At 55.8% G+C, this 13,775-nt stretch carries 10 protein-coding genes; 3 read left to right on the top strand and 7 right to left on the bottom strand.

Annotated features, from left to right (window positions below; all coding sequences use genetic code 11):
• Positions 1-7: 7 nt before the first annotated feature.
• The 7 genes from trpS to FIV00_RS01265 form a co-directional block, all read right to left on the bottom strand.
• Entirely contained in the window at positions 8-1,087 is a 1,080-nt protein-coding gene (trpS, locus tag FIV00_RS01295) for a tryptophan--tRNA ligase (protein WP_152499123.1), read from the bottom strand.
• 121 nt (positions 1,088-1,208) lie between these two features.
• Positions 1,209-2,771, bottom strand: coding sequence for a murein biosynthesis integral membrane protein MurJ (murJ, locus tag FIV00_RS01290; protein WP_152499122.1), 1,563 nt, complete (start codon positions 2,769-2,771; stop codon positions 1,209-1,211).
• A 33-nt stretch (positions 2,772-2,804) separates the two neighbouring features.
• Complete coding sequence (locus FIV00_RS01285) at positions 2,805-5,639, bottom strand: [protein-PII] uridylyltransferase (protein WP_152499121.1); 2,835 nt, start codon at positions 5,637-5,639, stop codon at positions 2,805-2,807.
• Positions 5,640-5,822: 183 nt separating this feature from the next.
• On the bottom strand, positions 5,823-6,194 hold the full coding sequence (locus FIV00_RS01280) for a helix-turn-helix domain-containing protein (protein WP_152499120.1): 372 nt from the start codon (positions 6,192-6,194) through the stop codon (positions 5,823-5,825).
• 3 nt (positions 6,195-6,197) lie between these two features.
• Entirely contained in the window at positions 6,198-6,767 is a 570-nt protein-coding gene (locus FIV00_RS01275) for a Smr/MutS family protein (protein ID WP_152499119.1), read from the bottom strand.
• Between the two features lie 3 nt (positions 6,768-6,770).
• Positions 6,771-7,865, bottom strand: a complete 1,095-nt coding sequence (locus FIV00_RS01270; RefSeq protein ID WP_152499118.1) for a murein transglycosylase A — start codon at positions 7,863-7,865, stop codon at positions 6,771-6,773.
• Between the two features lie 95 nt (positions 7,866-7,960).
• Entirely contained in the window at positions 7,961-8,692 is a 732-nt protein-coding gene (locus tag FIV00_RS01265; protein WP_152499117.1) for a Tim44/TimA family putative adaptor protein, read from the bottom strand.
• 238 nt (positions 8,693-8,930) lie between these two features.
• Between FIV00_RS01265 and FIV00_RS01260 the strand changes: the two genes are divergently transcribed.
• The 3 genes from FIV00_RS01260 to polA all read left to right on the top strand — a co-directional run bounded on the left by FIV00_RS01260 (position 8,931) and on the right by polA (position 13,755).
• Entirely contained in the window at positions 8,931-9,452 is a 522-nt protein-coding gene (locus FIV00_RS01260; RefSeq protein ID WP_152499116.1) for an FxsA family protein, read from the top strand.
• 119 nt (positions 9,453-9,571) lie between these two features.
• Positions 9,572-10,603 carry an acyltransferase family protein gene (locus tag FIV00_RS01255; RefSeq protein ID WP_152499115.1) on the top strand — a complete coding sequence of 344 codons (1,032 nt, stop codon included), beginning with the start codon at positions 9,572-9,574 and terminating at the stop codon, positions 10,601-10,603.
• Between the two features lie 179 nt (positions 10,604-10,782).
• A complete protein-coding gene (gene polA / locus FIV00_RS01250; protein ID WP_152499114.1) occupies positions 10,783-13,755 on the top strand; it encodes a DNA polymerase I in 2,973 nt (990 codons plus the stop codon).
• Positions 13,756-13,775: the final 20 nt, after the last annotated feature.

Raw genomic sequence — 13,775 nt, 5'->3', positions numbered from 1 at the left:
GCAGGATCTAGCGGACTTCGAGAAAACCTATGATTTTTCTCACGTCCTTCAGGACCGGTTCAGCGATGGCAGATGCCTTTTCCGCACCGTCCTTCAAAACGGCATCGATCTGGGTCTTGTCATCCATCAACCGACGCATTTCGTCTGTCATCGGCGACAGTTTTGCAACGGCAAGATCGGACAGTGCCGGCTTGAAGGCTGAAAACTGCTGACCGCCAAATTCCTGCAAAACGTCTTCCTTGCTGATCCCGCCGAGTGCCGCATAGATGCCCACAAGGTTGTCTGCTTCGGGCCGGCCCTCGAGACCATCCGTTTCGCTGGGAAGAGCGTCGGGGTCGGTCTTGGCTTTTTTGACCTTCTTTGCAATCAGATCTGCATCGTCGGTCAGGTTGATGCGTGACAGATCCGAGGGATCGGATTTGGACATTTTCTTGGTGCCGTCGCGCAATGACATGATCCGGGTTGCCGGACCCGCGATCATTGGCTCGGTCAGCGGGAAATAGAGCTGTTCCGGCAGTTCGGGAGACGGCGTTGGATTCGGCACGCCGATGCCCAGCTCCTTGATCCTGTCGCCAAAATCATTGTTGAACTTCGCCGCAATGTCGCGCGTCAATTCAAGGTGCTGTTTCTGGTCGTCGCCAACCGGAACATGGGTTGCCCGATAAGCCAGAATATCGGCAGCCATCAAGTTGGGATAGGCGAACAGGCCAACGGAAGCGTTTTCCTTGTTTTTGCCGGCCTTTTCCTTGAACTGGGTCATGCGGTTGAGCCAGCCCATCCGCGCCACGCAATTGAAGATCCACGCGAGTTCCATATGTTCGCGGACCTGGGATTGATTGAAGATGATCGATTTCTTCGGGTCGATACCTGCCGCCATATAAGCCGCGGTTACTTCCCGTGTTGCATCGGTCATTTCCATCGGGTCCGGAAAACCGGCCGTGATTGCATGAGCGTCGACAACGCAGAAAATCGTCGGCATTTGGTCCTGAAGTGGGACCCAACGCGAGACTGCGCCAAGATAATTTCCAAGATGGAGGTTGCCGGTCGGCTGTACGCCTGAAAATACACGGGGCTGGAACTCCGCCATGATCAATCCCTTTTATTAGTGCGGCCGGTTGGAAGGGCGCTGTGAACATTTGGGCGCGCCGGGTTTAAGCCCGCAACTGCCTTGATGCAAGCCGGAATGATCAAGTTGTGGCGTTTCGCGATTAGGTGTTGCGCCTTCTCAACGCTTTGGCCATGCCAAGAACGTCGGCGCCGCCGCTTAGTTGTGCAATGAGCGCGAACGTCACAATGCCAACAAGTACGAGAAGACCCAGGCTTGCAGCACGCACAAGGAGCCAGCCATCGCTGAGATACGGAGCCAGGAGATCGGCGGCGAAATGAACACTCACGCCCATCAGCGCGCTTGCGAGCAGCACAAGCAATAGGCGTTTTAGCAATGAAAAATCGGGCGTGAAGTGACCGCGCTTCCAAAGAACGCTGATCAACAAAGCCGTGTTGACCCACCCTGCCAACGTTGTAGCCAGCGCAATGCCGACATGCATGAGCCAGGGAAACAGCGCGATCGACAAGATCACGTTTACGACCATTCCGACCACGGCAAATTTCATCGGCGTTTTTGTGTCTTCCCGGGCAAAGTAGCCGGGGGAAAAGACCTTGTTGAGAACAAAGGCCGGCAACCCGAACGAAAACGCCATCAGCGCTGCCGCTGTTCCGTCAACCGCCTGTGCGTCGAACCGGACCCGTTGAAACAACACCGAAACGATTTCGTGCGGCACGACTGCCAGGGCAACGGCGGCCGGCAAGGTCAATACCAGAGAGAATTCAAGTGCGCGGTTCAGGCTGTGCTGGTAAGCGGCGGTTTCGCCCGCCCGCAATTGTCGGGTCAGACTTGGCAGAAGCACCACACCGATCGCGATTCCGATGACACCCAACGGAAGTTGGTAAAGGCGGTCCGCGAAATAAAGCAGCGCATTGGCACCTTCCTGCATGGACGCGATGATCTGCCCAACTGCAATGTTGATTTGCGTGACACCACCGGCAATGACGCCCGGAATGCCAAGGACCAGAAGCCGTTTGGCGGACTTGGTATAGCGTGGGCGAAAGACCGGAATGCGAAAACCGAGCCGTTTCAGATCGATGATCACGACCAGGAGCTGCACGATGCCGCCAACCGTCACACCGATCGTGAGAATGATACCGAGCGTCGAGTTGTCTTCGATACCGGCAAGGAGGACACCGCCGAGCACGAGGCTCATCACGACGTTGAGCATCACGGGCGCAAAGGCCGCGGCAGCAAAGCGGTGATAGGTGTTCAAAATGCCGCCGATAAAGGCAAGCAGCGACATGAAGATGAGATAGGGAAAGGCGATCCTGGCCATAAGCACAGTCAGGTCGTATTTCTCCGGATCTGCCACGAAACCGGGTGCCAGGGCCCAGACAACAAATGGCATGAAGATTTGCGCCAGTGCCGTCAGAACAAGCAGGCAGAACAGCAGCGCGGCACCGATTTCACCGGCAAATTGCCTGGCACCTTGATCGCCTTCTTCTTCCACTTTTCTGCCGAAAAGTGGAATAAAAGCCGAATTGAATGCGCCTTCGGCGAACAATCGTCGGAACAGATTCGGCAGCCGGAATGCCACCACGAACGCGTCTGCGACAGGTCCGGCCCCCACAGCTGCAGCAAGCAGCACATCGCGCACAAATCCAAGCAGGCGGCTGAGTAGCGTCGCGCCGCCGACAGTAGCGAAATTGCGGACAAGGCTCATGCCGAGTGGGTTCCTGTGTTAAGGCAGCACAAGTCAGGAAGCCTGTTTCTGGACTTTGCGCGCAACAGGCGCGGCGGGGTCCAATTCGACCTCACCTTCAACTGCATTGGCAAGCCGCTCACGAATAATGTCCTGACGGCCGATATTTGCAATTTTCTGACCGGTCAGGTCGGTCACATAAAATACGTCGACAGCTTTTTCGCCGAATGTCGAGATGTGAGCGGAGCCGATGTTGAGATTGAGTGTGGCAATGCTCCGTGTCAGGTCATAGAGCAGGCCGGGCCGGTCAAGGCCGGAAATTTCAAGCACGGTATAGTCATCCGACAGGGCATTGTTCACCAGCACGTCCGTCGCAACCTTGAAGGCTTTGACGCGCCCTTTCATCGAGCCCTTTTTGGACACAGGCTCTGGCAAACGCTCATCTCCGCGCAAGGTCTTCAAAATAAGCGCGGTGATCCGTTCGCCTCGGCGGCGTTCGTCCTCATCGTCCGGCAATTCCCGGCCGATGAAGATCGTATCAAGAGCAAATCCATCGGTTGTGGTGTCGATCTGCGCATCGACAATGTTGGCGCCGGTTGAAAAACAGGCCCCTGCGATGGTGGACAGGAACCGCGGATGGTCAGGTGCCATGATGTTCAGTTCCGTCACGCCTTCAAAGGCGCGCGGGATTACCTGAAAGGCCAGCTGCTTGCCATCCTTGTCGGCCTGATGCAGCAACTCTGCGTGTGTGACCAGCCGATCCGGCTCCGTACGCAGCCAATAGGCCGGATAGTGCCGGTCGAGATACGCCTTTCTATCTTTTGCCGGCCAGTGTCCAAGTTTTTTGCTGAGACCTTCCTTGGCGTCGGCAATGGCCACATTGTGCGACATCTTGGTGTGCCCACCTGAGAGATGCGGTTCACTTGCATAATAGAGTGTGCGCAGCAGCTGACCTTTCCAGCCATTGAAAACCCCCGGACCAACGGCGCGAATATCGGCAACCGTGAGGATCAGCAGCAGTTTCAGTCGCTCGAGGGATTGAACCGTCTGTGCAAAGTCCTGAATCGTTTTCTGGTCTGAAAGGTCGCGCGACTGGGCAATCGTGCTCATGTCGAGATGATGCGCGATCAACCAGGCAACAGTCTCCGTTTCCGCATCATTCAATCCGAAGCGCGGACAGATTTTCCGCGCTACCTTGGCGCCCGCGATAGAGTGATCTTCCGGTCGTCCCTTGGCGATGTCGTGAAGGAACATGGCAACGAAAAGCACTTTGCGGTTCTGCAATGTCAAGATCAGATCAGTTGCAAGCGGGTGGTCGTCACCTGAATTGCCACGTTCGATTTCTGCCAGAACGCCGATTGACCGGATCAGATGCTCATCCACGGTGTAGTGGTGATACATATTGAACTGCATCATCGCGACGACCTTGCCGAACTCCGGTACAAATCGGCCAAGCACGCCGGTTTCGTTCATCTTTCGCAAGGTTTTTTCCGGCTGATGCCGGGACGTTAGAACCGACAGGAAAAGTCTGTTCGCTTCGGCGTTGGTTCGCAGATCCTTGTCGACGAGTTTGAGGGACTGACGGATCAGACGCGTCAGGCGCGGGTGTAGATTGTAGTCGTGCTTGTCGGCGACCTGGAACACCCGCAGAAAGTTGGTCGGGTCACTTTCAAAGATCGTGTCGGCCGTAACGTTGATGCGATTGTTTTCCACCACGAAGCCCGGAGCACCCTTAATGGGCGTCACCGTATTGGATTTTCGACCGCTGCGCAGGCGGCGCATCATGCCGGTCAAGCCTTTGCCGCGCGGTTCCTTCACATGTTCCTCTTCCAGAGCAGCGCAGATGATCCGGGTGAGATCGCCCACGTCCTTTGCGACCAGGAAATAGTGCTTCATGAACCGCTCGACATCTTTCATGCCGGGGTGCTGCGTATAGCTCAATCGAATGGCAATTTCCCTTTGTACATCAAAGGAAAGTCTCTCTTCCGGCCTGCCGGTCAGAAAGTGGAGGTGACAGCGCACAGCCCATAGGAAATCTTCTGATTTCTTGAAGCGGGCATATTCCGAGCGTGTCAGGACGCCTTTCTTGACCAGCTCGGCCTGTCGTTCGACCCGGTAGTGATACTTGGCGATCCAGAACAAGGTATTGAGGTCTCGCAGGCCACCCTTGCCTTCCTTGATATTCGGTTCAACCAGATATCGTGAGGTGCCCTGCCGCTGGTGTCGCTCATCCCGTTCCAAGAGCTTTGCCGCGATGAATTCCGAGCTGCTGCCATTGACGACTTCAGCATCGAACCTTTTTTCCATTTCGTCGTAAAGCGGCCTGTCACCCCAGATGAATCGGGCTTCCAGAATAGCGGTCCGAATGGTCATGTCTGTCTTGGCCAGACGAATGCACTCGTCGATATTGCGGGTTGCGTGCCCGACTTTGAAGCCAAGGTCCCAAAGCATGTAGAGGATGTATTCCACCACTTGCTCGCCCCAGGGTGTCTGCTTGTAAGGTAGGATAAACAGCAGATCGATGTCCGAACCCGGTGCAAGCGTGCCGCGGCCATAGCCGCCGACAGCGGCAATCGACATGCGTTCTGCAGCCGACGGGTTTTTGATCCGATAGACATGATTGCGTGCAAAGTCGTAGATGACGCGGATCAGCTCGTCCTGGATGAATGACAGTCGTCCGGCACACAAGATTCCGCCGCCATCTTCATTCAGGCGTTTCTGCGCATCGGCTCGAGCAGATTTGACCTGTGATTTCAGTTCTTTGAGAACCTCGGCCCGGATCTTCATGTCTGACCCGTCGCCGTCATGCTTTTCAGTCAGCGTGCTCAATCGGCTACGCAATGCGTCAGAGTCAATCAGTCCGGCAAGGTCTTCTTGAGAGAGTTTCATGCTGGTATGCAGGTCCGTTCAAAAGATGCGGCGGTCAATGTCGGTTGCCGGTTATATAGGGAACTCCGTCTAAGGACACGTAAATCCTGATCTGACGGACAGCCGAAAGCCGTTGCAATGCCCCTGACCCGCGGTCAGGCAAGTCACGTTGCCAAGCGGTAAGTTTGGGCAGAAATTGTTAAGTTAGATGTCATCTTTGACGGCGGCGACGCGCAACTGATGCAGCAGTCCGTTCAATGACTCTTCCGACAAGCCGCCAATCTTTAAAGCGAGTTGGTTGGCAAGTTCGGTTGCCTTGGGGTCCATGCCCGCAGTGTCGATGGTCACGCGCGGGTCGGACAGCTCCGCAAGGCGCTGGATTTCCTCCGCTTCATCCCAAATCACGTTGAAATAGGTAATGATCCGTTGCACCAGAAACCAGGTGGGCTTGCCTCGCTTGCCGTGTTCAAGTGCGGAAAGATAGGCACTGGAAACAGAAAGCGCCGCGGCCATTTCTTTCAGCGATACGCCCTGCTTTGTTCTCAGTTCCCTGATTTTTGCCCCAAGTGGTGTCACGATCTACCTTTTCTTCCTTATCCGGACATAAAGCGCCCCTGCTCCGCCATGGCTCGCATGCGCCTCTTCATAACCGAGGACGACGGGACGCATGTCAGGCATGGACAGCCATTGTGGAACCATTCTGCGCAAAATCCCGCGCTCGTCCATATAGGCGCTCGAACCTCCGCCACCTTTTCCCGTAATCACCAGAACGACTTTGTGCCGTCTTGCCTGTGCCTGATAGAGGAAGCCCAACAGCCTGTCATGTGCCTGATGCTGGGTCAGTCCATGCAGGTCAATTCGGGCATCAATCGCCCTCACACCCCGCACAATCTTGCGTCGGAACCGGTGTTCAAGCTGGTGAAGCGGCATGGGAGCTTTGGCCTTTTGCTCCCCAGGGGGATCTTTAATGGCCGTCGATGTTTTGGGTTGCTTTACGGATTTGGTCGGAGTGTCTTTGACGACATCTTCGAGTTCGGCTTCCAGGACCCTGGCACGTTCGGGATGAAGCGGGGTCAGGGTCTGGGCGACCTTGCCCCAAAGTTCCCGATCTTCCGGAGAAAGTGCCCCCTTTTTGCCCCGCTTGCCCATGTGTCAGTCCGTCTGGGCGTTGGGGAGAAGCAAGACGAATTCGGCCTCATGCCTGATGTCGCCGGCGACATCACCGGCAACCTTGCCGGAGCCTGCAAAAATGTCGCCTCGAACAGGTCCCTTGATGGCCGAACCACTGTCGTCGGCAACCATGAGGCGGGCGAAAGATCGCTTGGGCGTGTCAGGATCTTTGAAACTTGCGGAAACAAACACAAGAGCGCCAAAGGGAATATGTGCCGGGTCGACCGCCAGGCTCCTGCCCGGGCTCAACGCTATGCCGGCAGATCCAACAGGTCCTTGCTCCGGCTCAGCACCCACGACCTCACGAAAGAATATGTAGGAACGGTTCTCCCGCAACAGCGCATCCCGCCTGTCCGGATTGGTCTCCAGCCATGTCCGCAGTCCGGACATGGTGAAGTCTTCCGGGGCTCCTTCTCCGCGCTTGACCAGCAAGCGAGCGACCCCCGTATAGGGATGCCCGGTCTTTCCCGCATAGCCGACACGCATGACAGAACCATCGTCCAGGCGCAGGCGTGCAGAGCCCTGTACATGAACGAAAAATGCGTCGATCGGACTTTCGAGCCAGACCAGCTCGAGTGCTTCCTGGTCCAGTGCGCCGTCCATGATGGCACCACGGTCTGGCATTTCGATCAAGATGCCGTTCTGAAGACGACCATGACTGAGATCTGCGGGCCAGTCAGGCGGTCGATTTTTGGGTGAAACGGTTTCGAGACCTGAGGGTTTTCTGTGAAGGGGTGTCTGAAAGACTGCTGTCCTATGACGAGAGGCGCGCAGCTCGGGTTCGAAATAGCCGGTGACGAACCCCTTCCGGACGACGCGGTAAGGCGAGAAGTGGGTTTCAAGGAAGCTACGCGCAGCCTTTGGCGTTTTCAGCGCAACTTCGATTTCAGGGCATTGCGCCTCGAAGTCGTCTGCCTTCAGGACAAGGTCTGTGACTGTATTCTTCAGCAACTCAGGTTTGGAACAAATACGCTGAAGGCTTGAAAGCGCCGCCCGATGATTGTCCGCTGCCCAGCCTGGCAGAGCGTCAAAGGTGAGCCTTTCAAGGCGTTCAGAATATTGCGGGGTCTGCGGCATTGCTGCGGCGGCTCCGACAAATAAAAGCGGCGCGGCCAAAGCCGCGCCTCTGCACTTCGTGAAGAGACGGGACCCTGTCCCAGGCCACGTCATTGTTATTCAGCGGATTCGGTCGCGACCAGCTTCCAGTTCGGATCGCGGGAGCTTGTGTCCCGTGCGAACGTCCAAATATCGACCACCTCGGAAACTTTCGCTGGATCACCGTCGACGACTTCGCCGTCCTTGTCCCGCGTGGCGGAAATCATCTGGCTGTGAATTTTCACAGTCACCTGTGCCGTGGCGTCTTTCAGCGCAGCTTCAACGATTTCAGCCTTGTCGATACCGATGAAGGTTGAATCAACGGTTTCACCGCGTTTCTCACGGTCTTCGATAGCGGCAACAAACCCCTCGTAGACCTCGTGCGAGAGAAGGTTCTTCAGTGCTTTTTTATCGCCGTCAGCGAATGCCATCACGATCATTTCGTAAGCTGCCCGCGCGCCCTCCAGGAACGGCTCGGGCTCGAAGCTGCGATCAACCGAAAGGATCTGTTTCAAGGCGCTGTTGAGGGCCGAGCCCTCAGGGGCAACCTTGTCGATAACAACTTCACCACCTGCAGCGGGTTGCTCCATCTGTTCAGGCTGCTGTTGGGTCTGGCCCGGCATTGGGATCACATTGTCCTGGTCGCCGCCATTGACCTGATCGCCCGGTTTTTGTTCCGGCTTCGAATACGGATCGAAAGGCGGACGTTCATTGCCGGTGCGTTTGCCAAGAACAGACCGCAGTCTGAACAGAATGAAAACCGCAAGTCCCATAAGGAGGAGGTTTAACGGGTCAAAAATCTCGTTCATTTTAGCTTCCGGTTACCCTTCTCAGGCCTTAGCGCCGCCCCTTGATCGTGAAAGGTGCACGCCGCCCCATACGCAAAGTCTGTTACTTTCCTATTTAGGGGGTCCTTGAACCAGCATCCAGACCCAAGAGCAAGACTGAATTTGCGTAAAGTCGCTCTTTCCTATGTCAGTCAGCTCGCATTTTTAGCAACGAACGCCTAACTTATCCCAAACAAGCTTATCAGACGATGGAGGTCCCGTGGGACTTTATATCATTGCTGCCATTCTTCTGCTGCCCCTGATCGAGATCGCGGTCTTCATTTGGGTCGGTGGTTTGATTGGTGTGATTCCGACCATTTTGCTAACCGTGGTAACAGCACTTGCGGGCACTTTGATGCTGCGTCAGCAGGGTTTGTCCCTACTCATGCGCATGCAGCAGGAGCTCGATGCAGGCCGTTCGCCGGGCAACGAAGTGATGCAGGGCGCAATGATTGTTCTGGCAAGCATTTTCCTGCTGATTCCGGGTTTCGTCACAGATGCCATCGGTTTGTTGCTGTTCGTTCCGCCGATACGTGAGGCGCTAGCAAGGTTCATCATCTCCCGGTCAAATGTTGTCATTGTCCAAAACGGCCAGACGCGCCGGCAGTCTGGCGAAGGCGTTGTCGATCTGGATGCAGACGATTGGTCTGAAAAGAACGATGGCACTGAGGGTAAGCCAAGCGGCAGCGGACAACCCAGGATCAGTCCCTGGCAAGACGGCTCAGACGACGCAAAGTCCTGAAAAACCTTAATCCGGTCACCAAATCGTGACACTGGGTGTATGCTGAATTTTTACCAGTTTCAGTTAGGAGTCCTCCGAAATCCGCGGGAAATAGCCTGCGGAGGTGGAGGAAACGAGCTATGAGTGCGGCACGCATCGACTGGGTGGATACGGCGAAAGGCATCTGCATCATCTTTGTGGTGATGATGCACTCGGTGCTGGGTGTTGAAGCTGCGGCCGGCGATACCGGGTGGATGCATGCCGTAGTTGCCTTCGCGGCACCGTTCCGCATGCCGGACTTCTTTCTGATTTCCGGTCTGTTCCTGTCCAATGTGATCACCCGGGACTGGAAGCTCTATCTGGATCGCAAAGTCGTCCATTTCGCGTATTTCTACGTCCTCTGGATGACCATTCAGTTTGCCGTTAAAGCCCCTGTTTTCGTTGGTGAAATGGGCACTACAGGTACTCTGGAGTTCTATTTCCTCAGCTTCGTGCAGCCCTTCGGCACCTTGTGGTTCATCTACATGCTGCCGGTGTTCTTCCTGGTTTGTAAGGTGGCGCACGACAAGGGTATTCCTTGGCAGGTCATGCTGGCGGTGGGCGCTCTTCTGCAAATTGCGCCGATCCATACCGGATGGCTGTTGGTGGATGAGTTCGCTTCAAGATTTGTCTATTTCTATGCCGGCTACATCTTTGCGCCCCAGATTTTCCAACTTGCTGCATGGGCGCGGGAACGGATCGGCATCAGCCTTGCTTATCTGATCGGTTGGGGTGTCATAAATGGCGGCCTGGTTTATCTCGGTTGGGCGGCACTGCCTGGAGTGGCCCTTGCACTTGGCGCCGCCGGTGCTGGCGCGATCATCTTGACCAGCGCGCTGATCGTTAAGTTTGGCCGGCTGGGTTTTCTCCGCCACTTTGGCGAAAACTCAATCGTCATCTACCTGGCTTTCTTCTTTCCAATGGGTGTCAGTCGCGTGATTCTGCTCAAACTGGGCATTCTGGATATCGGCACGGTTTCACTCATCGTGACCATCGTCGCCTCCGTTAGCCCTATGATCCTGTTCTGGATGATCCGGAAAACCGGGTTCGGCTGGTTCCTATTCCGCCGCCCCGAATGGGCCTATCTGACCGGAACATTCGGCAAGAAGCGGCAGCCGCAGGCGGCTGAATGAACCGCATTCTAATCTGCCGGATCTACAAGCAATAGGGCTAGCAGCCGGCAGAAGCAGCGCTCGAAGAGGGCTTCAAGGTGGAAAAGGCTGATTGTGTGAAAGCATGGGTCTGCCAGCCTGAGTCAGGACGTCCTTTGAATTTTTGACATTAGGACTTTTCTCTCGCGCACGCTGCGGGCATGATCCGCGCCATGTCGACGCAAAGCTCTTCCCCTGCCCTCACCGCTGACGACCACCTGATTCTGGTCGATGGTTCCACGTTCATTTTCCGCGCATATCACGCTTTACCCCCGCTGACGCGCAAGCCTGACGGTCTTCCCGTTGGTGCCGTCTCGGGTTTCTGCAACATGTTGTGGAAGCTGTTGCAGGAGGGACTGACCCCGGAAGAAGGCGATGAGCCGACTCATTTTGCCGTCATTTTCGATCATTCCGCACAAACCTTCCGAAACGAGATCTATCCCGAATACAAGGCCCACAGGCCTGAGCCGCCGGAAGATCTGGTGCCGCAATTCGGACTGATCCGCGAGGCAACGCGTGCATTTTCGGTGCATTGCATTGAGCAGGCTGGGTTCGAGGCAGACGATTTGATTGCGACCTACGCCCGTCAGGCTGCAGAGCAGGGTGCGCAGGTCACGATTGTTTCGGGCGACAAGGACCTGATGCAATTGATCGGCCCCAAAGTGGGCATGATCGACACCATGAAAAACAAGATTTTCGGCGAGACTGAAGTCTTTGAGAAATTTGGCGTTGGGCCGGACAAGGTCATCGAAGTTCAATCGCTTGCCGGAGACAGCGTCGACAATGTTCCGGGCGTTCCGGGCATCGGCCTTAAGACCGCCGCTCTTTTGATCAATGAATTCGGCGATCTGGAAACACTCCTGGCCCAGGCCGACACGATCAAGCAGAAGAAGCGTCGCGAAAACCTGATCGAGTTTGCCGATCAAGCCCGTGTTTCCAAGGAACTCGTGACACTCAAGCAGGATGTTCCGGTGGAAACACCGGTCGGCAATCTCTCCGTCACCGACATGGATGGCCCGAAAGCTGTCGGTTTTCTTAAGGCCATGGGCTTCAACACACTTACGAAACGGGTTGCGGAAACAACCGGAGCCGACATTGCCAATGTGGAGGCGAGTGAGTTCGAAGTCCCTGGTTGGGATGTCCCCGATCACAAGGGTCGGATGGCTGAACGCGTCGAAACAAGTTCCGGTGCAGCAACAAGCGACGGTACGCCCGGCGTAGAAGGCATGATGGTGCCGCAGACGGTAGCGGACGCGCGCGCCGAAAGCGTGAAGGCAATTGCAATTGATTCCAGCGCCTATGAAACTGTCACATCGGTCGATCGCCTGAAAGAATGGTGTGAAGCTGCCTTTGAAAAAGGCTATGTCGCCTTCGACACTGAAACCACGTCCTTGAATGCCATGCAGGCGGACCTTGTCGGCCTGTCGCTGTCCACCGAACCCGGGAAAGCCTGTTATGTGCCGCTTGCCCATGTTGACGGTGAAGGCGATCTGTTGGGGGGTGGGGGTCTTTTGCCGGACCAGATACCTCTTCAGGATGCATTGGATGTTCTGAAGCCGATGCTTGAAGATGCGTCGGTGCTGAAAATTGCGCAGAACCTCAAATACGATTGGCTGGTCATGACCCGCTACGGCGTCGATATCGGCCCGTTCGACGACACAATGCTGCTCTCTTATACGGTTGACGCCGGCAAGGGTGGCAACGGCATGGATGAGTTGTCGGATCGATGGCTCGACCACAAGCCGATCCCGTTCAAGGAAGTCTGCGGTTCCGGCAAATCAATGATCACCTTCGACAAGGTGGCTATCGACAAGGCGACGGCCTATGCAGCAGAGGATGCCGACGTCACCTTAAGGCTCTGGATGATCCTTAAGCCGCGTCTTGTGTCCGATCGCATGGCGACGGTCTATGAAACGCTGGAACGTCCCATGGTTCCTGTGCTGGCGCGCATGGAAAAACGCGGAATCTCCGTTGACAGGCAAATGCTGTCCAGACTTTCCGGTGATTTCGCGCAAGGCATGGCCGCGCAGGAATCGGAAATCTACGAACTGGCGGGTGAAACCTTCAACATCGGCTCTCCCAAGCAGTTGGGTGACATTCTGTTCGGCAAGATGGGTTTGCCCGGGGGCAAGAAAACCAAGACGGGGGCCTGGTCAACCTCGGCTCAGGTCCTGGAGGACCTGGCAGCCGAAGGACACGAACTGCCGTCGAAAATTGTTGCATGGCGCCAGCTGTCAAAGCTGAAATCGACTTACTCCGATGCATTGCCGGGTTACATCAACCCAGAAACAAAGCGGGTGCACACCTCCTACGCGCTCGCATCGACCACAACGGGTCGGCTGTCCTCTTCTGAACCGAACCTTCAGAATATCCCGGTGCGGACAGAGGCTGGGCGCAAGATCCGCCAGGCGTTTGTCTCTGAGGCAGGACATAAGCTGGTTTCGGCCGATTACAGCCAGATTGAACTGCGCGTTCTCGCCCATATTGCCGATATCCCACAACTCAAGAAGGCATTTGAAGACGGGCTTGATATCCATGCCATGACAGCCAGCGAGATGTTCGGCACTCCCATCGAAGGTATGGATCCGATGGTTCGTCGTCAGGCCAAGGCCATCAACTTCGGCATTATTTACGGCATCTCTGCCTTTGGCCTTGCCAATCAGCTGGGCATTTCGCGCGGCGAAGCCGGCGACTACATAAAGACCTATTTTGAGCGGTTTCCAGGCATCAAGGACTATATGGAAGCGACCAAAAAGAAGGTCCATGCCGATGGTTTTGTGTCGACGATATTCGGTCGCAAGGCGCATTACCCTGAAGTGAACACCAAGAACCCAAACATGCGCGCCTTCTATGAGCGCGCGGCCATCAACGCGCCGATCCAGGGGTCAGCCGCCGACATTCTGCGCCGTGCAATGGTGCGCATGGAAGACAGACTGAACAGCGCCGGGCTGGATGCTCAAATGCTGCTGCAAGTGCATGACGAACTGATTTTCGAGGTCCCGGATGCACAGGTTGACGAGACGATCCCGGTGATCAAGGACGTCATGGAAAATGCCTGCGATCCAGCCCTCACCCTTTCCATCCCGCTGCAGGTTGATGCCCGTGCAGCCGACAATTGGGACGACGCCCACTAAATGCGGTGATTGCGGCTCAG

The sequence above is a fragment of the Labrenzia sp. THAF82 genome, from assembly GCF_009363435.1.
Lineage (GTDB): Bacteria > Pseudomonadota > Alphaproteobacteria > Rhizobiales > Stappiaceae > Roseibium > Roseibium porphyridii.
The sequence above is the reverse complement of the archived record's forward strand: the minus strand, read 5'-3'. Positions and strand labels throughout refer to the sequence as shown.